The 20,880-nt window shown below is 69.2% G+C and carries 19 protein-coding genes and 1 other RNA gene; 5 read left to right on the top strand and 15 right to left on the bottom strand.

From position 1 onward, the window contains the following. Nucleotides 1–22: 22 nt before the first annotated feature. The 3 genes from J2Y69_RS03610 to J2Y69_RS03600 are packed head-to-tail and all read right to left on the bottom strand — an operon-like array spanning nucleotide 23 to nucleotide 2,737. Nucleotides 23–703 carry a methionine ABC transporter permease gene (locus J2Y69_RS03610; RefSeq protein ID WP_396653030.1) on the bottom strand — a complete coding sequence of 227 codons (681 nt, stop codon included), beginning with the start codon at nucleotides 701–703 and terminating at the stop codon, nucleotides 23–25. Then, entirely contained in the window at nucleotides 700–1,821 is a 1,122-nt protein-coding gene (locus J2Y69_RS03605; RefSeq protein ID WP_310017629.1) for a methionine ABC transporter ATP-binding protein, read from the bottom strand. Before J2Y69_RS03605 ends, J2Y69_RS03610 begins: the two co-directional genes overlap by 4 nt. A gap of 7 nt (nucleotides 1,822–1,828) precedes the next feature. After that, on the bottom strand, nucleotides 1,829–2,737 hold the full coding sequence (locus tag J2Y69_RS03600) for a MetQ/NlpA family ABC transporter substrate-binding protein (RefSeq protein WP_310017625.1): 909 nt from the start codon (nucleotides 2,735–2,737) through the stop codon (nucleotides 1,829–1,831). Between the two features lie 217 nt (nucleotides 2,738–2,954). Here J2Y69_RS03600 and glnA point away from each other — a divergent pair, with 217 nt between their 5' ends. Then, nucleotides 2,955–4,379: a type I glutamate--ammonia ligase gene (gene glnA, locus J2Y69_RS03595; protein ID WP_310017622.1), complete on the top strand. Its 1,425-nt coding sequence runs from the start codon at nucleotides 2,955–2,957 to the stop codon at nucleotides 4,377–4,379. A gap of 131 nt (nucleotides 4,380–4,510) precedes the next feature. Here glnA and J2Y69_RS03590 read toward each other — a convergent pair whose 3' ends face one another. The 3 genes from J2Y69_RS03590 to J2Y69_RS03580 are packed head-to-tail and all read right to left on the bottom strand — an operon-like array spanning nucleotide 4,511 to nucleotide 6,707. Further along, nucleotides 4,511–5,773, bottom strand: coding sequence for a hypothetical protein (locus J2Y69_RS03590; protein WP_310017620.1), 1,263 nt, complete (start codon nucleotides 5,771–5,773; stop codon nucleotides 4,511–4,513). 55 nt (nucleotides 5,774–5,828) lie between these two features. After that, on the bottom strand, nucleotides 5,829–6,410 hold the full coding sequence (locus tag J2Y69_RS03585; RefSeq protein ID WP_310017617.1) for a hypothetical protein: 582 nt from the start codon (nucleotides 6,408–6,410) through the stop codon (nucleotides 5,829–5,831). Between the two features lie 60 nt (nucleotides 6,411–6,470). Continuing rightward, nucleotides 6,471–6,707: a hypothetical protein gene (locus J2Y69_RS03580; protein ID WP_310017614.1), complete on the bottom strand. Its 237-nt coding sequence runs from the start codon at nucleotides 6,705–6,707 to the stop codon at nucleotides 6,471–6,473. Between the two features lie 281 nt (nucleotides 6,708–6,988). Between J2Y69_RS03580 and J2Y69_RS03575 the strand changes: the two genes are divergently transcribed. After that, nucleotides 6,989–7,390, top strand: a complete 402-nt coding sequence (locus J2Y69_RS03575) for a hypothetical protein (protein ID WP_310017611.1) — start codon at nucleotides 6,989–6,991, stop codon at nucleotides 7,388–7,390. A 39-nt stretch (nucleotides 7,391–7,429) separates the two neighbouring features. Here the strand turns inward: J2Y69_RS03575 and J2Y69_RS03570 are convergent, their stop codons facing one another. The 4 genes from J2Y69_RS03570 to J2Y69_RS03555 are packed head-to-tail and all read right to left on the bottom strand — an operon-like array spanning nucleotide 7,430 to nucleotide 12,818. Continuing rightward, nucleotides 7,430–8,215 carry an NAD-dependent epimerase/dehydratase family protein gene (locus J2Y69_RS03570; protein ID WP_310017608.1) on the bottom strand — a complete coding sequence of 262 codons (786 nt, stop codon included), beginning with the start codon at nucleotides 8,213–8,215 and terminating at the stop codon, nucleotides 7,430–7,432. A 45-nt stretch (nucleotides 8,216–8,260) separates the two neighbouring features. After that, a complete protein-coding gene (locus J2Y69_RS03565; RefSeq protein WP_310017605.1) occupies nucleotides 8,261–11,248 on the bottom strand; it encodes a bifunctional [glutamine synthetase] adenylyltransferase/[glutamine synthetase]-adenylyl-L-tyrosine phosphorylase in 2,988 nt (995 codons plus the stop codon). Between the two features lie 10 nt (nucleotides 11,249–11,258). Then, complete coding sequence (locus J2Y69_RS03560; protein ID WP_310017602.1) at nucleotides 11,259–12,596, bottom strand: glutamine synthetase family protein; 1,338 nt, start codon at nucleotides 12,594–12,596, stop codon at nucleotides 11,259–11,261. A 3-nt stretch (nucleotides 12,597–12,599) separates the two neighbouring features. Beyond that, entirely contained in the window at nucleotides 12,600–12,818 is a 219-nt protein-coding gene (locus J2Y69_RS03555; RefSeq protein WP_310017599.1) for an SPOR domain-containing protein, read from the bottom strand. A 67-nt stretch (nucleotides 12,819–12,885) separates the two neighbouring features. Here J2Y69_RS03555 and ppgK point away from each other — a divergent pair, with 67 nt between their 5' ends. After that, on the top strand, nucleotides 12,886–13,629 hold the full coding sequence (ppgK, locus tag J2Y69_RS03550) for a polyphosphate--glucose phosphotransferase (protein ID WP_310017596.1): 744 nt from the start codon (nucleotides 12,886–12,888) through the stop codon (nucleotides 13,627–13,629). A gap of 72 nt (nucleotides 13,630–13,701) precedes the next feature. Here ppgK and rnpB read toward each other — a convergent pair. Both rnpB and J2Y69_RS03540 read right to left on the bottom strand, forming a co-directional pair. After that, nucleotides 13,702–14,068: RNase P RNA component class A (rnpB, locus tag J2Y69_RS03545), an RNA gene on the bottom strand. Between the two features lie 14 nt (nucleotides 14,069–14,082). Continuing rightward, nucleotides 14,083–15,807 carry a bifunctional 3'-5' exonuclease/DNA polymerase gene (locus J2Y69_RS03540; protein WP_310017594.1) on the bottom strand — a complete coding sequence of 575 codons (1,725 nt, stop codon included), beginning with the start codon at nucleotides 15,805–15,807 and terminating at the stop codon, nucleotides 14,083–14,085. Between the two features lie 200 nt (nucleotides 15,808–16,007). Between J2Y69_RS03540 and J2Y69_RS03535 the strand changes: the two genes are divergently transcribed. Next, a complete protein-coding gene (locus tag J2Y69_RS03535; RefSeq protein WP_310017592.1) occupies nucleotides 16,008–16,841 on the top strand; it encodes an aldo/keto reductase in 834 nt (277 codons plus the stop codon). A gap of 48 nt (nucleotides 16,842–16,889) precedes the next feature. Here the strand turns inward: J2Y69_RS03535 and J2Y69_RS03530 are convergent, their stop codons facing one another. The 3 genes from J2Y69_RS03530 to J2Y69_RS03520 are packed head-to-tail and all read right to left on the bottom strand — an operon-like array spanning nucleotide 16,890 to nucleotide 18,554. After that, nucleotides 16,890–17,369: a reverse transcriptase-like protein gene (locus J2Y69_RS03530; protein WP_310017590.1), complete on the bottom strand. Its 480-nt coding sequence runs from the start codon at nucleotides 17,367–17,369 to the stop codon at nucleotides 16,890–16,892. Then, nucleotides 17,366–18,118, bottom strand: coding sequence for a zinc ribbon domain-containing protein (locus J2Y69_RS03525; protein ID WP_310017588.1), 753 nt, complete (start codon nucleotides 18,116–18,118; stop codon nucleotides 17,366–17,368). Before J2Y69_RS03525 ends, J2Y69_RS03530 begins: the two co-directional genes overlap by 4 nt. Nucleotides 18,119–18,167: 49 nt before the next feature. Next, nucleotides 18,168–18,554, bottom strand: coding sequence for a YchJ family protein (locus J2Y69_RS03520; RefSeq protein WP_310017586.1), 387 nt, complete (start codon nucleotides 18,552–18,554; stop codon nucleotides 18,168–18,170). 72 nt (nucleotides 18,555–18,626) lie between these two features. On the opposite strand from J2Y69_RS03520, the gene J2Y69_RS03515 reads away from it, so the two are divergent. Further along, a complete protein-coding gene (locus tag J2Y69_RS03515; RefSeq protein WP_396653028.1) occupies nucleotides 18,627–20,807 on the top strand; it encodes a heavy metal translocating P-type ATPase in 2,181 nt (726 codons plus the stop codon). Nucleotides 20,808–20,880 lie beyond the last annotated feature (73 nt).

The raw sequence follows: 20,880 nt of genomic DNA, 5'->3' as shown, positions 1-20,880 counted from the left end.
GGAGGACGGCCACCGCGCCCGCTCACCGCGCGAGGATGCGCTGCGCGAGCCGGTTCCCGAGGAACTGTCCGAGCTGCACGATGACGACGATGATCCCGACGGTCGCCCAGGTCGCCTGGGCGTCGAACTGCTGGTAGCCGTACAGGATCGCGAAGTTCCCCAGCCCGCCGCCGCCGATGTACCCCGCCATCGCGGACATGTCCACGACCGCGATGAACATGAAGGTGTAGCCGAGGATCAACGGAGCGAGCGCCTCGGGGATCACCACGGTGAAAAGGATCGAGAGCGGGCGTGCCCCGATCGCGGACGCCGCCTCGACGATCCCGGGGTCGACGGCGACGAGGTTCTGCTCGACGACGCGACCGATGACCACCGCGGCCATGATCGTCATCGGCACGATCGCGGCCCCCGTCCCGAGCGTCGATCCGACGATTCCCTTCGTGACCGGCGCCACCGCGGTGAGGAAGATGATGAACGGGATCGGGCGGATGAGGTTGATGACCAGGTTCAGACCATGGAAGACCACCGGGCTCTGGAGGAGGTTGCCCGGGCGCGTCGCGTAGAGCAGCGCGCCGATGAGAAGCCCCGCGGCGCCGCCCAGGACGAGCGTCACCACGACCATGTACACCGTCTCCTGGACCGACTGGAGGAGGACGGGGGTGAGCGAGCCCCAGTCCGCGGCGGGGACGAGCACCGCTCTCACCGGATCCCCTTTCCGATCGGAGCGCTGCCCAGGCCGCTTCCTGCGTCGGCGCCGTCCTGCAGCCGAGACCGGTCCGACACCTCCTCGTCCGGCAGCACGGCACGTGTCCGTGTCCGCAGATCGGCCACGACCCGCCGTGCTGCGGCGCGGTCGTCGTCGATCCGGTAGGTGAGCGTGCCGAGCTGACGGCCACGGACATCGGTGACCCCGCCGTAGACCACGGTTCCGCGCACTCCATGCCGGTCGAGGACCGCGGCCACGTCTTCGCTCGTGAACTCGTTCACGTCCACGCTCACGAGGGATCCGCCGCCGGCGACGAGCGCGTCGAGCGTCTCCCCCTGCGGGATGCCCTGCGTCACGGCTGCGACGAACCGTGCGGTCAACGCCGCGCGGGGATGGGCGAAGACGCGATAGGTCTCGCCGATGTCCACCACCCGGCCACCCTCCATCACCACGACCTGGTCGCAGAGCTCATGGACGATCGAGATCTGATGAGTGATCACGACGATCGTGATCCCCAGACGCCGGTTGACCTCCTTCAGGAGCGCGAGGACCTCGGCGGTGGTCTGCGGGTCCAGAGCGCTCGTCGCCTCATCCGCGAGCAGGATCTCCGGGCTCGTGGCGATCGCCCGTGCGATCCCCACCCGCTGCTTCTGCCCGCCGGACAGGCGCCGAGGACGCTGCTCCGCCTTGTCGGCGAGCCCGACGAACGCGAGGAGCTCGTCCACGCGTTCGTCGATGTCCGTCGGCCTCCAGCCCGCGACCCGGAGCGGATATGCCACATTCCCGCGGACCGTACGGGCGTCGAACAGGTTGAACTGCTGGAAGATCATCCCGATCCGCGCGCGCAGCGCACGCAGCTCGGCCGGTGTGGCCCCGCCGACATCCGTCCCCAGCACCCGAACGGTCCCCTCGGTCGGACGCTCGAGCCCGTTGATGAGGCGGACGAGCGTCGACTTGCCCGCGCCGGAGTACCCGATCACGCCCACGATGGAGCCCTTGGCGACCGCCAGGCTCGCCTCCTCGACCGCGACCGTGCCCTTCGACGCCCGACGCCTCGGGCCTCGCGACGCGGGGAACGACTTCGTGACGCGTTCGAACTCGATGACCGAGGTCATACCGCCCTCACCGCGTCCCCTTCAACTGGTCCTCGAGCGAGGTCAGCTCCTCCGACAGCCTGGTCGCGGACCAGTCCCCCTGGAACTTCAGGTTCCCCTGGTTGAGCGTGGTCACGGCGTCCTCCACCTCGGGGCTGTGGTAGGCCTCGACGAGCTTCGCCCAGCGCGGATCGTCCTTCTGATCGGCACGCGTCACGAACACGTTGATGTACGGGGCCAGCTTCGGATCGTCCAGATTCTCCTTGAAGATGATCAGCTCGTCGCCGAGTCCGCCCTTCTGCGCCTGCGTGTTGTTGACGACCGCGGCCTGAGCGCTGCCGTCCTTGAGCGCGGTCACGGTCTGGTTGGCATCGACGGGCTTCAGGGTGATGCGTGAGGAGACGATCTCATCCGGCGTCGAGAGCGCGTCGCCGCCGTCCTTGAGCGTGATCAGGCCCGCCGTCTGCAGGTTCAGGAGCGCGCGTGCGAGGTTGGTCGGATTGTTGGGCACCGCGACGACGGCGCCGTCGGGAAGGTCCTTGGGGTTGCCGTACTTCTCGGAGTAGAGGGCCAGCGGGTAGACCGCGGTCGCGCCGACGGGGACGAGCGTGCCCTGGTTGTTCACGTTGAACTGCGACAGGAAGATCAGGTGCTGGAACAGGTTCACGTCCAGTGCGCCGTCCTGGACGCCCTGGTTCAGCTGGACGCCGTCGCTGAGCGTGCGAACCTCCAGCTCGATCCCCTCTGCGTCGAGCTTCTCCTTGAGGAGCGCCCAATGCGCCTCGTTCCCGTCATCCGTCCCGATCACGATCCGGTCCTGGGCCGCGGCGCTCTGCGTCGCGGCGCCCGCCCCGGACGCGCATCCGGCCATCGCCAGGGTTCCGGCGACGACGAGCGCGATGGCGGACAGGATGCGGGGAAGGCGGGTCGAGGTCATGATGAGGATCGAACCACCCCGCACCTCCTCGGCGCCGATCCCCCGTCACCTCCCGTAACGCTCCGCCATCGGAGGACATACGGACCGGGATCCGGTGATGGTTGGGGAGGATCCGCTTGTAACATGCCGGAAACATGGCAGACACCCCGGAGTAATGGCCCGCACGTAACCTGCTGGCAGGCCGTTCGGCCTCACCCGTTCTCTCAGGAGTTGATGCATGTTCACCGATCCGTCCGACGTGCTCGCGTACATCCGCGACAACGACGTCAAGTTCCTCGACATCCGCTTCACCGACCTCCCCGGCGTCCAGCAGCACTTCAACATCCCGGCGGCCACCGTGGACGAGGACTTCTTCGAGAACGGTCAGCTCTTCGACGGCTCGTCGATCCGCGGCTTCGCCAACATCCACGAGTCGGACATGCAGCTCATCCCCGATGTGAGCACGGCCTACCTCGACCCGTTCCGCGAGGCGAAGACCCTCATCATGATCTTCGACATCTACAACCCTCGCACCGGTGAGATCTACGGCAAGGACCCGCGTCAGGTCGCCAAGAAGGCCGAGAGCTACCTCGCCTCGACCGGCATCGCCGACACCGCTTACTTCGCCCCCGAGGCCGAGTTCTACATCTTCGACGACGTCCGCTACTCGGTCACCGCAGGCGAGAGCTTCTACAAGGTCGACTCCGAGGAGGCCGCGTGGAACTCCGGCCGCGAGGAGGAGGGCGGCAACCTCGGCAACAAGACCCCGTTCAAGGGCGGCTACTTCCCCGTCGCCCCGGTCGACAAGACGGCGGATCTGCGCGATGACATCACCCTGCGCCTCATCGACGCCGGCTTCACCCTCGAGCGCTCGCACCACGAGGTGGGCACGGCGGGCCAGCAGGAGATCAACTACCGCTTCGACACCATGGTGCACTCCGCGGACGACATCCTGAAGTTCAAGTACATCGTCAAGAACACCGCCCAGGAGTGGGGCAAGACGGTCACGTTCATGCCGAAGCCCCTCTTCGGCGACAACGGTTCCGGCATGCACACCCACCAGTCGCTGTGGCTCGACGGCAAGCCGCTGTTCTTCGACGAGAACGGCTACGGCCAGCTCAGCGACACGGCGCGCTGGTACATCGGCGGCCTGCTCAAGCACGCGCACGCGGTCCTGGCGTTCACGAACCCCACGCTCAACAGCTACCACCGCCTGGTCAAGCACTTCGAGGCGCCGGTCAACCTTGCCTACTCGGCCGGCAACCGCTCCGCCGCCATCCGCATCCCGATCACCGGGTCGAACCCGAAGGCCAAGCGCATCGAGTTCCGCGTCCCCGACGCCTCGGGCAACCCCTACCTCGCCTTCGCCGCGCAGCTGATGGCCGGCCTCGACGGCATCCGCAACCGGATCGAGCCCCTCGAGCCGATCGACAAGGATCTCTACGAGCTCCCGCCCGAGGAGGCCGCGAACATCCCGCAGGTCCCGAACTCCCTGCTGGACTCGCTGGAGGCGCTCCGCAACGATCACGACTTCCTCCTCGAAGGCGGCGTGTTCACCAAGGAGCTCATCGAGACCTGGATCGACTACAAGTACAACAACGAGATCCTGCCGATGGCCCAGCGCCCGCACCCTTACGAGTTCGAGCTGTACTTCGGGGTCTGACCCGGCGGTATCGAGAGAGCGGCCCCTCCCGTGAGAAATCACGGGAGGGGCCGCTCGTGTTGTTCAGAGTGTCGCCTCAACAGATCAAAGTGAGGAACGATCCCGGCCTGGTGCCGGAGTGGTGTCCTCTCTCACGAAGCAGGTGGGATGACGATTGTTCGATACCCATCCCCGTCGGGCACGAGCCCGTGCACGACGAGCAGGCCATGTTCCACCTGCACCTGAGAGGTGTTGAGGTGCGCGGTCGTGACTTCGTCGGCCGCTTCCCCCTTGGAGTCCGTGAGTGAGATCCGGTCCGTTCTTCCCGCGGCATCGGAGGTGAACAGTGCCAGCGTCTTCCCGCTCCCGCTGATTGCAACCGGGCTTTCTGCGATCTCGTGGCCGGATACCCAGGAGAGGCTGCTGCCCTCGCGGACCACTACCGGTCGCCCGTTCTCGTCGGTCGCGACAACGCCGGACCATGCAGAGGCATCCTCAAGAGGAAGCCGTGCTGTACCGGGCAGAAGGAGCTGCGGAAGCCCGGCAGGCGCCGCCCCGATATCGTCGCCGTCGATGCCGACAAGCCGCGCGGATCCCCCTGCTTTCCCAACGGTCGCGAAACCGTCTGTGAGGAAGGAGGCCTCGGTATCGAGGGGAAGGTGCTCGGTGAGCGGCGTTCCGTTCCGGAGGGAACGGATCTCGGACCACCCATTCTGACTTCCGGGATCGGTCGTCTGGCACCAGGCGAAAGGCGCTATTCCCTGCACGGAGCAGAAGACATTGCTGAAGCCCTCGCTGGGTGCGTATTTCCAAAGCACGTCACCGCTTGTCGTATCGGCAAAGGTGATCTGCGTGGCGGGTGAATCGTCGTCGGTTTGGGCCGGCCGTGCGATCACCACTGCGACATCGGCGTCGACCTCTGCGATATACGGTGACAACGTCGCGTCGGGCATTGGCCAAGAGGAGAGGAGTGCGCCTGTGGCTGCGGCCCGTCTTTCGACCACGCCCGTGCCGCTCTCGTCACCGAGCGGTCTCGTGAGCACTTCGTCGCTGTCAGGGACGCCAGTGCACCCTCTGGCGGGAAGCGCCCATCGCTGCTCGCCCGTTCTGGCGTCCCACCCGTTCGTCGAGTCCGGCTCGCCGTCGCCGCCCTGTGCCTGCACGACAACGGCGCCATCTGCGGACGCGCCGCAGAGCTTGCCCTCGATCGTGATCGGCTCAGAAAAGCCCGCCGCATACCCGGGTGCGAGCCAGGCGCCTTCCGGAACACTCGGATGAAGATTCACATCCGACGGCGTAGCCGGTCCGTCGGACGGGACAGGGCCGGGTCCCGACGCTGTGCACGCCCCCAGTGCGACGACCCCTGCAAGGACGATCCCACCGATGAGAAGCCGGTTGACGACGAGCCTCTTCACAACAATTCCTCCAGCAGACTCAGGTGTTCAGGATGCGACTTCGTGAGGAAGCCCCCTATGGCTGCCGCAGGAGTTGGATGGCCTCTTCCTTCCCGATCGCGAAGCGAGCGATACCCGGTGCAGCTCCCTGCCCGAGAGCGCTCCGGTGCCGCTCCGGCGCCGGAAGCCACCGGAGGATATAGGCGATGAGCGCTTCATTGCGTTCCCGGCCGGCCGGCGTCTGCCTGATCGCCCCCACGTCGACGCCGATCGATCCTCGGGCGAACACAAGCTCGACATTGTCGGCGACCTGAGGAAATGTCCGATGGTTGTCGACGATCATCGTGAACTCGCTCACGGGCATCTGCGCAGAGGACGACGCGCCGATTGTGCCCCGGTCAAAATCGATCACGATCTTCCCGCTCGTCATGACCGCGACGATCGGAATCAGAACCGCGTTCGCCACCACCAGGAGGATCAACCCGATCACGACACCCGTCCACGTCTGGTGAAAGGCAACAGCCCCGAGGAGCTGGCCGCCAAGAATGAGGAGCATCGCACCGTTCACTCCGATGAGGATCCACCACCAGGGCCTCGCATCACGCCGAGAAAAAGTTCGGGTCCCGACAAAACGCGCATCGGTAGCCATCCCGGACATACGGACAATCGTATCCATATGGTCCTCAGGCATCAGAACGCAACAGCGGAGCCCGGCCGACTAGCGTGGCCGACGCCGATGGGGCGGCTCTTCCGTCGTGCCGTCAACAGGTTCGTCGCTCCTCAAGCCCCTTGTGCGGGAGCGTTCACGGATCAGGCCGATGATCCCGCCCACGGCCATGCCGATCAGGTGGTTGGCGAGGAAAGCGGTGCCGAGCAGGATGGTCACAGCGACAACCAGGATCGTGAAGGCGGCAGGGAGCATCCAGAAGCCGAACAGGAACGAACCGTTGTCCATGGGGTCAGAGTAGCCCCAGGATGAGTGCCGCCCCTTCTCCCCTGGCCACTGAGTACCGGCCGCTCCGAGCGAGTCTGAGAAACGGGGCACCGGGACTGAGGGGTTTCCCGTAGACCCCGCTCAGAGGCCGATCCCAGACAAGACGAGGCTTCCCGAGCAATGAGTCGCTCGATGTCACCGCCTTCCATACAGCGATTTCCCAGGTATGCCATTCTGAGGGGAAGGCGACTCATCGTCCGTCCGGGCGCCGGACGGCACTCCGCAGAGAGAAGGAATGTCCCATGTCCTCCACCCCCGCCCCGACGACCGTCAAGATCGCGTTCTGGATCCTGCTGGTCGGCCTCATCATCGACCTCGTCTCCGGCGTCGTCTTCATCATCTCCGGCTTCGCTCTCCAGTCCTCCGGGCAGACCGCGAACGTCGACGGCACAGTCACCGGCGGCGGTATCTTCATCGCCACCGGGATCGTCGTGCTCGTGCTGGCGCTGATCGAGCTGATCATCCTCTGGAAGCTGCGCGCCGGCCGCAACTGGGCTCGTATCGTCATCACCATTCTGGAGATCCTCGCCCTCGGCAGCGTCTTCGCCGGCGTCTCCGTGCTCAGCACGATCGCAATCGTGCTCTCCATCGTGGCGCTCGTCCTCCTCTGGCTCCCCGCCTCCAACGCCTACTTCCGGCGCTGAGGAGATGCGGGCCCGTCGCTGAGACGGCGGGCCCGCATCTCAGCGCTTCATCCGCGCCATCGAGAACTGCGCCGACGCATAAGGCCCCGCCTGCGGGTTCGACACCGGATACGGCTCCGCCTCGAAACCGGCGACCTGCGTCGCATCGTCCCGGGGCACGTAGCCGAGCCGCGCGCCCTCGTCGAGCGACCACCAGCGCTCACTGTTCGCCGAGACCGCGTAGAACACCGCACCGGCCTCCGTCGTCTCCATCGCCGCATCGAAGGCGCGGAGCGCATCCTCCGGGCTCAACCACGTCCGCAGCTCACGCTGCGAGGTCGGCCGATCCTCATAGGAGCCGATCCGCACCGTCACCGTGATCATGCCGAACTTGTCGGCATAGAGCCGGCAGAGCGCCTCTCCGGCGACCTTCGCGACGCCGTAGAAGCCGTCCGGCCTCGTCGGCATCCCCGGTGCCACCGTCTCCCCCGCCGGATACATCCCGGTCACCCGATTGCTTCCGGCGACGACCACCCGCGCGATGCCGTTGCGTCGGGCCGCCTCCAGGACGTGGTAGCCGCCGACGATGTTCACCTCTGCAAGGTCGTGGAAGTCCGCCTCGTCCGACAGCCCGCCGAGATGCAGGATCCCCACGCACCCGGCAGCCGCGCGGACCATGCCGTCGAGGTCGCGCAGATCCACCGCGGACACCTCATCGTCGTCGAACGGCTCCGGCGCCGAGAGGTCCAGCGACCGGAGCGGGACGCCCCGCTCGGCGAGATGCCGGCGCAGCGCCGACCCGATGCGCCCCGCCGCACCGGTGACCAGCCATCGTCCTCTTTCCATCCCGTCACTCTAGGCGGGACCCCCGACACAGCCGTCGGGAGGCGTCTATCCGTAGAAGAGCTGCTCGAAGACCCGGCGTGCACGCCGGGTCACGCCCAGATACGTCTCCTCCAGAAGCCCCGCCGAACGATCCGGGTAGCCGAGGATGCGGCCCACGCCGTCGAGGTCGCGCACGTCCGTGGGAAGGACATCGCTCGTCTGGCCGGTGAGGAGGGTCATCGCCGACCGCAGCCGGCTCGACAGCCGCCACGCCTCGCTGAGACGCTCCCCGGCGTCCACCGGGATCAGGCCGGCCTCGACGGCCGCATCGAGCGCACGCAGCGTCGAGGTGGTCCTGAGGTCCGGCACGCGATGCGCATGCTGGAGCTGGATGATCTGCACCAGCCATTCGACGTCGCTGAGCGTCCCCGGTCCGAGCTTGAGATGGCGGCGGGGATCGATCCCCTGCGGAAGACGCTCGCCCTCGACCCTGGCCTTGATGCGCTTGATCTCCCGCACCGACGCGATGTCGAGCGATCCGGGGAACCTCAGGGAGTCCGCGAGGTCCTCGAAGCGTCGGATCAGCTTGACGCTCCCCGCGACCCCCCGCGCGCGCAGCAGCGCCTGCGCCTCCCAGGACAGCGACCACCGGCGGTAGTACTCCGCATAGGCGTCGTAGGACCGCACGAGCGGCCCGTTGCGCCCTTCCGGGCGCAGGTCGGCGTCGAGATCCAGCGGGAGGCGCTGATCGGTCAGATGCTCCCGGAGACCGGCCACGATGCGCGCGGCCAGCTGCTGCGCACGCGCCGGCTCCACGCCATTCGCGTCGTAGACGTAGAGGATGTCGGCGTCCGATCCGAAGCCCAGCTCGGCACCGCCGAACCGACCCATCCCGATCACCGAGAAGTCCAGATCGTCGTCCTCCGGCGGGACCACGTCACGGTACACGGCACGGAGCCCCGCTTGGATCGTCGCGTCGGTGATGTCGGTGAGGGCGCCGGCGACCTCGTCGATGCTCAACACGTCCAGCACCGCGCCCATCGCGACACGGAGCAGCTCCCGTCTCCGGAGGGCCCTGACCGCACGGAGCGCCGGTCCGATGCTCTCGTGCCTGGTCTGGATCGCCCTGGCCTCCTCGTCCAGCGCCGCCCTGCTGCGAGGGCGGAGCAGCTCGGTGTTGTCGAGCCAGGCGACCGACTCGGGGATCCACTCCATGAGCTCCCCCGCGTACCTGGACGAGGAGAGGAGCCGCGTGAGGCTCTCGGCCGCACCGGAGGAGTCCCGGAGCATCCGCAGGAACCAGGGGGTGTTGCCGAGCCGCTCGCTGATCCTGCGGAACGCGATCAGCCCGTAGTCGGGATCGGTCCCGTCGGCGAACCAGCGCACCATCACCGGCATGAGGTGCCGCTGGATCGTCGCCTTCCGACTGATCCCCGTGGTGAGCGCGCCGATATGGCGCAGCGCACCAGCCGGATCCCGGAAGCCGATCGCAGCGAGACGATCGTGCGCCTGGGCGGTCGAGAGCGTCCGCTCCTCGGCCTGCAGGCCGGCGACCGCGCTCAGCAGCGGACGGTAGAAGAGCCGCGTGTGCAGGTCGCGCACCTCGCGCCGGACGTCCTCCCACAGCGCCTGTATCCCGTTCGCCGTGTCGGCGAGACCCGTCGCCCTGGCCAGGATCCGCAGGCCGTCCTCCGTGCGGGGCATGAGGTGGGTGCGCTGCAGATCACGGAGCTGGAGGCGGTGCTCCATCAGCCGGAGCACGCGATAGTCGTCCGCGAAGGTCGCCGCCTCGCTCCGGCCGATGTAGCCGCCGGCGACGAGTGCCTCCAGCGACTCCAGAGTCCCTCTCGTGCGCAGGGACGGGTCCGTGAGCCCGTGCACGAGCTGGAGCAGCTGGACGGTGAACTCGATGTCGCGCAGCCCGCCGGGGCCCAGCTTGACCTGATAGGCGACGTCCTCCGGCGAGATGTGGTCGGTGACCCTCTCCCGCATGCGCTGCACGCTGCCCACGAAGTCCTCACGCGCGGCGCTGGACCAGACCTTGGGCTGCACCGCGTCGATGTAGGCGCTGCCCAGCTCGGGGTCGCCGGCCATCGCCCTGGCCTTCAGCAGCGCCTGGAACTCCCAGCTCTTGGCCCAGCGGTCGTAGTACGCGAGATGGGAGCTCAACGACCGGACCAGCGCGCCCTGCTTGCCTTCTGGGCGGAGGGCCGCATCCACCTCCCAGAGCGGCGGCTCGGCCGAGACGCCGGCGAGGACCTGCATCACCTCGCGCGCGAGGCGGGTCGCCAGATCGATCGCGCGCGGCTCGTCGAGCCGGTCCTCGTCCATCGTGCCGCCGACGAAGATCACGTCGACGTCGCTGATGTAGTTGAGCTCGCGCGCTCCGGCCTTGCCCATGCCGATGATCGCGAGACGGGTGAGGGCGATCTCCTCCGCGACGTCCGCCGCAGGGTCGATGCCGCCGATCGCCGCGCGGGCGACGGTGAGCGCTGTTTCCAGGGCCGCCCCCGCGGCATCGGCGAGCGCCGCGGAGACCTTCGGCGTGAGGGACGCCGGGTCCGTGGCCATGAGATCGACGGCGGCGATCTCCGCGAGGCACCGTCGGTACTCCACGCGCAGCGCGATCCTGGTCTCGTCCGCACCGGATGCGGCGACGCCGTTCGCCGCACCCACAGCCCCCAGCAGGCGAGCACGCAGCTCACTCGGCCCGGGAAGCCCGTCCCGGGCGGTCGCGAGCGCGTCCAGCTCCTCCGGACGCCGCTCGAAGAACCGCGCGAGGCCGGCCGAGGCGCCGAAGACCCGCCACAGACGCGCACGGGACTCCGGCTCCGCGAGCAGCGGAGCGATCCGATCCGCCGCTCGCCGGGCAACGCGCAGCAGACCTGCCACCGCACCGTCGGGGTCGGCGGCGGTGAGCCCGTCGATCAGCGAGGCACGATCGATCCCGGTGAGCCCGGCGAGCTCGGTCAGCCCCTCCGCGCCGGCGGAGAGCTCGACGAAGCCGAGCCTCGCGAGCGCCGAGAGGGAGACGGATGCGTCAGGACGGGGCATGGCCGCCGGATCAGAGCAGCTCGAGGTTGCTCTTGAGCTCGAAGGGGGTCACCTGCCCGCGGTAGGCCTCCCACTCACGATGCTTGTTCATCAGCACGTGGGAGAACACCTGCTCGCCCAGGGTCTCGGCGACGAGCTCGGAGTCCTGCATGAGCTCCAGCGCGTGATCCAGGCTGGCCGGCAGCGGCGCGTAGCCGAGGGCACGGCGCTCCGCGCCGCTCAGCGACCAGACGTTGTCCTCGGCCTCGGGAGGAAGCTCGTACCCCTCCTCGATGCCCTTCAGACCGGCCGCCAGCATGAGCGCGTAGGCGAGATACGGATTGGCCGCGGAGTCCAGCGCGCGGTACTCCACGCGCGAGGACTGGCCCTTGTTCGGCTTGTACATGGGGACTCGGACGAGAGCGGAACGGTTGTTGTGGCCCCAGGTGACGAAGCTCGGGGCCTCGTCGCCGCCCCAGAGCCGCTTGTACGAGTTGACGAACTGGTTGGTGACCGCGGAGATCTCGTTCGCGTGGCGCAGGAGGCCTGCGATGAACTGCCGGCCGGTGCGCGACAGCTGGTACTTCGCGCCCTCCTCGTAGAAGGCGTTCACATCGCCCTCGAACAGCGACATGTGCGTGTGCATGCCGCTGCCGGGCTGGCCGCTGAGCGGCTTGGGCATGAACGTCGCATAGACGCCCTGCTCGATCGCGACCTCCTTGATCACGGTCCGGAAGGTCATCAGGTTGTCCGCGGTGGTCAGCGCGTCGGCGTAGCGCAGGTCGATCTCGTTCTGCCCGGGACCGCCCTCGTGGTGGCTGAACTCCACCGAGATGCCGAGGTCCTCGAGCATGCGCACGGATCGGCGACGGAAGTCGTGCGCCGTGCCGCCCGGCACGTTGTCGAAGTAGCCCGCCGAGTCGACCGGAACCGGGCCCTCCGGCCCGTAGGAGGACGACTTCAGCAGGTAGAACTCGATCTCCGGGTGGGTGTAGAACGTGAATCCCGCGTCGGCGGCCTTCGCCAGCGCACGCTTGAGCACGTGCCGGGGGTCGGCGACGGCGGGGCGGCCATCCGGAGTGGTCAGGTCGCAGAACATCCGCGCGGTCGGATCGATCTCGCCCCGCCAGGGCAGGATCTGGAACGTCGTGGGATCGGGCTGCGCCAGGAGGTCCGACTCGAAGCTCCGCGTCAGACCCTCGATCGCCGAGCCGTCGAAGCCGATGCCCTCGGCGAAGGCCCCCTCGACCTCCGCCGGCGCGATCGCGACGGACTTGAGGGTCCCGATGACGTCCGTGAACCAGAGGCGGACGAACTTGACGCCGCGCTCCTCGATCGTGCGCAGGACGAAGTCACGCTGCTTGTCCACGGCTCAGGCCCCGGAGCCCGAGCCGGAGCCCGCGCCCCAGCCGTCCTCTTCGGCATCGGCCGCGGCCCACGCCCTGGAGTTCTCCTCGAGCTTCTCCGGCGCCTTCGCCGCGGCGTCGGCCGTGTCGAACGGACCGACCCGATCCGCCGACGGCGAGAGCATTCCGAACTCGACCTCGCCGGTACGCAGGTTGAACCAGTACTTGTTGTCGTCGTCAGCCACGGGGTCTCCTTCGTGAGCGCTTGTCACGATCCTACTGGCGACCGCGCCGATCGCTAGGCTGGAGCGCATGGCACAAGCGATCGGCGTGGACATCGGCGGAACCGGCATCAAGGCGGGGATCGTCAACCTCGAACACGGCACCCTCGACTCGGACCGCATCCGCGTCCCCACCCCCGTCGGCGCATCGCCCCAGGACGTCCTGGACGCGGTCAAGCAGGTGCTGGACACGCTCGGGGTCTCGGAGTCCCGACTGCCGCTCGGCGTCGCCTTCCCGGCGATCGTCAAGTACGGCCGCACCCTCTCCGCGGCCAACATCTCGAAGGAGTGGATCGGCTTCGAGGCCGAGAAGTTCTTCGAGGACGGACTGGGGCGCGAGATCCACTTCGTGAACGACGCGGACGCCGCAGGAGTCGCCGAGGTCCGCCACGGCGCCGCCCGCGATTCGCGCGGCCTCACGATCATCACCACGCTCGGCACCGGCATCGGGTCTGCGTTCCTCTACGACGAGGTGCTCCTGCCCAACACCGAGCTCGGCCACCTCGACCGCAACGGCGAGTCCATCGAGCGGTGGTGCGCCTACTCCGCGATGGAGCGCGAGGAGCTCACCTGGGAGGAGTGGTCCGCCCGCCTCCAGGTGTTCTACCGGCACGTCGAGTTCCTGTTCAGCCCCGACCTGTTCGTCGTCGGGGGCGGTGTCTCGAAGCACCCGGAGAAGTTCCTGCCTCTCCTGGACATCAAGACGCCCATCGTCGCGGCCGTGCACCGCAACTCCTCGGGGATCATCGGCGCGGCGTCGCTCGCCGCGGACTGACCTCCAACCATCGGCCTCTGACGCAGAGAGCCCGGTCACGCGATCGCGTGACCGGGCTCTTCCGTTTCGGAGCGAACGGGCCGGCCTGTACGCCGGGTTCTGTCCCGGGATCCGCCGAAGCGGATCCCATCGACGGTCATCTCTCTCGGCGACGCGTTGCCGCGCCGCTCCAGCGGCCTACCCGGGGACTCGGCGAGCCGCGTCAACATCCCCTGTCTGACCTTGCTCCGGGCGAGGTTTACCGAGCGGATCGCGTCACCGCGACCCCTGGTGGTCTCTTACACCACCCTTTCACCCTTACCGGGACGAGCCCGGCGGTCTTCTCTCTGTGGCACTGTCTCGCGGATCACTCCGGGTGGGTGTTACCCACCGCCCTGCCCTGTGGAGCCCGGACGTTCCTCGGTGCGGTCTCCCGCCACGCGACCGTCCAGCCGACCCGTTCGCGGTCCCAGTCTACGAGGACTTCCCCGCGTCCGCCGAAATGCGCAGGTCCAGAGGGATCTCGATGTCGAAGCCGGGGAAGAGCCGTCGCGTCGCCGCCGTCGCCGCGTCGCGGACGATCTCGGCGGCACGATCCGCCAGTTCCGCCGGGCAATGCACGATCACCTCATCGTGGAGGAAGAAGGCCAGATGCGCCCGATCGCCGAAGACCGGCCCCGAACGATCCGCGGGGATCGCGGCATCCGGGAGCGCCGCGAGCCGATGGCGGATCTCCGCCAGCCAGAGGAGGGACCACTCGGCCGCAGTGCCCTGGACCACGAAGTTGCGGGTGAAACGACCGCGGTCACGCGCCGTGCTGCGTGCCCGCCGCTCCTCCATCCCTCCCGCGTCCGGGTCGCTCGCCCGGGACTGCGCCTCGACCCATCCCGCATCGGGCGGTGGCGAGCTGCGACCGAGGACCGTGGTCACGACGCCGCCCTCCTCCCCCGTCCGCGCTGCGGCGTCAACCAAGGCCATGGCCGAGGGGAACACCGAGCGAAGACGCGGGGCGAGCCGACCGCTGTCCCCCGTCGTCGCTCCGTACATCGCACCGAGCACCGCGTACTTCGCCTCCTCGCGCGTCGCCACCACCCCGGAACGCACGATGCCGTCGTAGAGATCGCTCCCCCGCGCCGCCGCCGCCATCGCGCGATCCTTCGCCATCGCGGCGAGGACCCGCGGTTCCAGCTGCGCGACATCCGCGCAGACGAGCAGCCAACCGTCGTCGGCACGGACCGCGGGGCGAAGGCTGCGCGGGATCTGAAGCGCGCCGCCTCCGGCCGAGGCCCAGCGGCCCGTGACCACCCCTCCGGTGAGGTAGATCGGGCGGAACCGTTCCTCTCGGACCCAGTCCGCGAGCCAGGACCAGCCGTTCGCGGTGAACAGCCGCGCGAGCTTCTTGTACTCCAGCAGCGGCGCCACCACCGGGTGCTTCACCTCGGCCAGCTCCCAGCGCGAGGTGGAGTCGACGAGGATCCCCGCACGGCGGAGCGACCGGAGCAGCCGAGGAGGGCTGTCCGGGTTCAGCGTCGCGTCGTCGAGCCGCTCGCCGACCTCCTGCGCGAGCTCGGCCATCCTCGCCGGCCTCGCCCCGGATCTCGGCTTCGGTCCGAGCGCCTCCGCCAGGATGCGCTCGTGGACGGCCGTGCTCCACGGCAGCCCGGCGGCGGTCATCTCCTCGGCGATGAGCGCGCCCGTCGACTCCGCCGCGCAAAGGAGGGCGAGTCGTCCGTCCGGAGCCGCGCGGAGGGCGGTCGATTGCCGAGCCCGCTCGGCGAGCAGCTCCTCCACCCCGGCGCCGGGGGCGGGATCCGCGTCCAGGGTGAACAAGGCCGGCGCTTCCCCACCGCCGACCACGGGGTCCGTGCGGACCCAGGAGGCGGATGCCGCCAGCGGCGCCGCGAGCGCCGACGTGTCCCGAAGGATCGCGTGGCAGAGGAGGAGGTCGTACGCGCGACGGATTCGGACGCCGGCGGCGAGCAGCAGCGGAGACACGTCGCGCAGATGACGGACGATCCACCGCGGCTCGCACGAGCGCTCCCAGTCCGCGACGCGCGCCACGAGGCCCGCATCGTCGAACTCCTCACGCCCGAGCTCCCGGTCCTCGGCATCCAGCAGCACGGCGATCCAGCCCCGCCGATCGCCGTGCCTGGCCAGCAGGATCGCCGCCGGAGCCGTCGGCGCATCGTCCGCCGTCACGAGGCGCGCTCCCTCGATCTCGCATCAGCGAGGACACGCGGATGACGGATCTGATGCACCTTCCGAACCTACGCCCGACCTCCGACATCCGTTCACCGGCGGCCTCGCGCACGGCCGCCCTCTGTTGCCGCTCGTGTCGGACGGGGCGCGGATGTCGGGATCACCGGTTAGCGTGAGGAGCACCCCCGAGAGGAGCCCCCATGACCGATCCGCTCATCGCCCACAACGGCTTCGCCCTTCCCGTGCAGGGCCTCGGCACGTACGGCTTCCGCGGAGAAGCCGGTGCCGACGCCGTACGCGCGGGCATCGAGTCCGGCTACCGCCTGATCGACACCGCTTTCAACTACGAGAACGAGGGAGCTGTCGGCTGGGGCGTCTCCGGCGCCGCGGTCGAACGCGACGAGCTGATCGTCACGACGAAGCTCGCGGGAAGACACCACGAACGGGCGAGCGCTCTCGTCACGATCGAGGAGAGCCGCCTCCGGCTCGGGCTCGACGTGATCGACCTCCTCCTCATCCACTGGCCCAACCCGAGCATCGGGAAGTACGTCGAGGCATGGGGCGCGCTGGTGGAGGCGCGCGACCGCGGCCAGGTCCGGCAGATCGGCGTGTCCAACTTCCTCCCCGAGCACCTCGAACGCATCGAGGCGGAGACCGGGGTGCGGCCGGTCGTGAACCAGATCGAGCTGCACCCATACTTCCCCCAGACCGACGCCCTCGCCTACCACCGGAAGCACGGGATCATCACCGAGGCATGGAGCCCCCTGGGCAGGGCCGGCGAGCTGCTCTCCGAACCGGTCGTGCAGGAGGTCTCGAATGCCCATGGGCTCACTCCGGCGCAGACGGTGCTGGCGTGGCACGCGACCCGTGGCACCGTCGCGATCCCGAAGGCCGCCGACCCCGCCCACCAGGCATCGAACCTGGCTGCGGCGGAGATCCGCCTCGACGAGGCCGAGGTCGACGCCATCACCGCTCTCGGTCGCGCGGATGGACGGCTCTTCGACGCAGACCCCGCGACCCACGAGGAGCTCTGACCCCCGGCATCGGAGGGGAGGGTTCGGACGGACCGACGGTCGCCGAGGCTAGAACAGGGTCTCGGCGGCCGTCGCCTCGGGTGTCGCCTCGTCGAACCCGTCGAGGTTCCGCAGAAAGCTCGCCCGCGCATCCATGGACTCGTTCGCCGCGGCATCCGCCCGTTTGTTCTGCTCGCGCGGAATCCACTCGAACGTCACGTCCCGTGACCCGATCAGCGCGTGCGCGTCGCGCGCGAGCTGCTGCATGTCAGGGTGCTTGATCTTCCAGCGCCCCGACATCTGCTCGACGACGAGCTTGGAGTCCATCCGCACCCGGACCCGCGCCTCATCGTCCCGGGCGAACGCCGACTCGAGTCCCGCGATCATCCCGCTGTACTCCGCGACGTTGTTCGTCGCGATGCCGACGTCCACACCACGCTCGGCGAGGATCTCCCCCGTGTCGGCATCGATGACCACTGCTCCGCCGGCGGCGATTCCCGGATTGCCGCGGGAGCCCCCGTCGGCCTCGACGATGAGGCGACGGCTCACAGCCCCGGTTCCTCGGTCCGGAGCCCCGATTCCTCGGTCCGGACGAGGATGCATCCGCATTCCGGGCAGAAGACGACCTCGTCGGCCGGCGCCTGACGGATGGTGTTCACATCGGTCCCGGAGAGCACCATCCGACAGGCCTCGCAGGTGCCTCGGCGAAGCAGCGCCGCCCCGGCGGTCCGCGACGCCCGGCGCTCGTACTCGGCCAGGAGCGACGGGGACACCGAGTCGGTCAGCGCTGCGCGGTCCCGGGCGAGGTGCTCGCCCTCGGTCGTCGCCGCAGCGATCTGGGCCTTGGCCTCCGTGGTCAGCGACGTTCCTTCGGCGGTGGTCGTGTCGATGAGCGCCTGCTGGGCGCCGAGGGCGGACTCCGCGTCCTCAAGGCGGCCCATGACGTCCAGCTGCGCGTCCTCGAGGTCGCTCAGACGCCGTGCGAGGCTCGCCAGCTCCTGCTCCAGGGCGACGGCGTCCTTCGCGCTCGATGTCGCCGCCAGCCGATCGCTGTCACGAGCGCGCCGCTGCTCGGCCACCGTCACGTCCGCCTCGACGCGCGAGAGCTCGGCCTGAAGGTCATCACGTGCACCCGCGAGGACCGTGAGCTCTCGCAGCTGCTGCTGCCGGAGCGCGGAGAGTTCGTTGATCCGCGCCGCCTGGGCCGGATGGGTCCTGGTGTGCTCGGCACGGGCGATCCTCTGGTCGAGGTCTGCGATGTCCAGGAGCACGCGCTGGTGTTCGGGATTGGCTTTCACGCCTCAAACCTACGCCAGGAACCCGCGTCGCCTGCCCGACAGCGACGCCTCAGCCGGTCACGCCGTCGAGATAGCGCCATTCCCGCCCCTCGCGCGTGAATCGGCTGACCTCGTGGAGCGCTCCCCGCTCCGCACCGTCCCGATACCTCGCGATGAAGGAGACGACCCCTTCCCTGTCGAACGGGCCACCGGCCTCCGTACCGAGGATCTCGAGTCCGAGCCAGCGAACGCCGTCATCCAGGTCGAGCGAGGACGGCCGCGTCGACGGGTGCCAGGAGCGGAGCAGATAGGCCTCGTCCCGTCGGGCGAAGGCGGTGTATCGCGAGCGCATGAGCCGTTCGGCGGTCGGGGCCGGCCGACCGCCGAGGATCGGCCCGCAGCACGATGCGAAGAGGTCACCCGTGCCGCACGGGCAACGCCGTCGCTTCTCGTCCATCGGGCCTCCTCCGCGTCATGACAACGATATCGAGTGGACGCGCGCTCGGAGGGGAATACCCTCCCGGGGTATATGGTTGAGGCCATCATGGACCAGCACCCCAGGACCGAGCCCGTCGCGCACGAGCACGAGCACATGGATCATTCGCCGACCGCCCGCGCGTCCGGCATGCCCGACGCGCCCTCGGACCACGGGGCGCACGGTGAGCATGGCTCCTCCTCCGAGAAGCACGGCGACCACGCCGGCCACCATGGCGATTCCGGCCACGCGGGGCATGCAGGTCATGCCGATCACGTCGGACAGTTCCGTCGTCTCTTCTGGATCATGCTGGTGCTCGCGATCCCGGTGGTCGCCTTCTCGCCGATGTTCGCGATGCTCCTCGGATACGGCCTTCCCGAGGGCCCGGTCTTCTCGTGGATCTCCCCGGTCCTCGGCACCGTCGTGTTCCTCTGGGGCGGGCGCCCGTTCCTCGTGGGCGCCGTCGACGAGCTCAAGGCGCGGCGCCCGGGGATGATGCTGCTCATCGCTCTGGCGATCACGGTCGCCTTCGTCGCCTCCTGGGGCGCCACACTGGGCGTCCTGCACCACGAGCTCGACTTCTGGTGGGAGCTCGCCCTGCTGGTCGTGATCATGCTGCTGGGCCACTGGATCGAGATGCGCTCCCTCGCTCAGACCACCTCCGCGCTCGATTCGCTCGCCGCCCTCATCCCGGACGAGGCCGAGCTCGTGGACGGCGAGGACGTCCGCGTCGTCACGCCGTCGGACCTCCGCGTGGGCGACGTCGTCCTCGTCCGCCCCGGCGGGCGGGTTCCGGCCGACGCGATCGTCGAGAGCGGCTCGGCCGACATGGACGAGTCGATGATCACCGGCGAGTCCCGCCCGGTGCGCCGCGATGTCGGCGACGCCGTGATCGCGGGCACCGTGGCCACCGACTCCGGCCTGCGGGCGCGGGTGACCGCCGTCGGCGACGACACCGCACTCGCCGGGATCGGCCGGCTGGTCGCGGAGGCCCAGAACTCGTCCTCGCACGCTCAGCGCCTCGCCGATCGAGCCGCCGGATGGCTCTTCTGGTTCGCGCTGATCGCGGGCGTCGTCACCGCCATCGCCTGGACGGCCTTCGGCATGCCCGATGCCGCCGTCGTCCGCGCGATCACCGTCCTTGTGATCGCCTGCCCGCACGCGCTGGGGCTCGCGATCCCGCTCGTCGTGTCCATCGCCACCGAACGCGCCGCCCGCGCGGGGATCCTCGTCAAGGACCGCATGGCGCTGGAGCGGATGCGGAAGGTCGACGCCGTGCTGTTCGACAAGACGGGAACCCTGACCGAGGGATCCCCCGCCGTCACCGCCGTCGCCCCCGCCGCGGGATTCTCCGAGGACGAGGTCCTGCGCCTGGCGGCATCGGCCGAGGCCGATTCCGAGCATCCGCTCGCCGCTGCGATCGTCACGGCGGCCGGCGCCCGCGACATCCGCCGCAGCCCTGTCGCCGACTTCCGATCGGAGCCCGCTCTCGGCGTCCGCGCCGTGCTCGACGGCCGAGTCGTCGAGGTCGGCGGACCGGCCCTTCTCGAACGGACAGGGGTCGACGAGTCTCCGATCGCCGCGACCTGGCGGACCGAGGGCGCCATCATCCTGCACGTACTCGTCGATGGCCGGCTGGCGGGCGCACTGCGGCTCGCCGACGCGATCCGCGAGGAGTCCCGCGCGGCGGTGGGCGCGCTGCAGCGCCGCGGGATCGCCGTGGTCATGATCACCGGCGACGCGGAGGCCGTCGCGGCGTCCGTGGCGAAGGAGCTCGGCATCACGCGCTTCTTCGCCGGAGTCCGCCCCGAGGACAAGTCGGCGCGGGTCGCCGAGCTCCAGGCCGAGGGCAGGACCGTCGCGATGGTCGGCGACGGGGTGAACGACGCGCCTGCGCTCGCCCGCGCCGATGTCGGCATCGCGATCGGGGCGGGAACCGACGTCGCCATCGGCTCCGCCGGGGTGATCCTCGCCAGCGACGATCCCCGTTCGGTGATCTCGACGATCGAGCTGTCCCACGCCGCCTATCGGAAGATGACGCAGAACCTGTGGTGGGCCGCGGGGTACAACCTCGCCGCCGTGCCGCTGGCCGCCGGCGTGCTCGCACCCATCGGCTTCCTGCTGCCGATGTCGATCGGCGCGGTCCTGATGTCGATCTCGACGGTCGTGGTCGCGCTCAACGCCCAGCTCCTGCGTCGCCTCGACCTGCGCCCGGAGCGGGTCCGCGACCGCTGACCGCCCGCCCCGCCCCGCTGCGGCCCGAGCCTGTCGGCGAGGGAGGGAGCGGGTGCGGCGAGAACGCCGCGAG

The sequence above is a fragment of the Microbacterium resistens genome (genome assembly GCF_031456305.1).
Lineage (GTDB): Bacteria > Actinomycetota > Actinomycetes > Actinomycetales > Microbacteriaceae > Microbacterium > Microbacterium resistens_A.
Note: the sequence above shows the minus strand (reverse complement) of the source record. Positions and strands in the feature narration are given on the sequence as shown.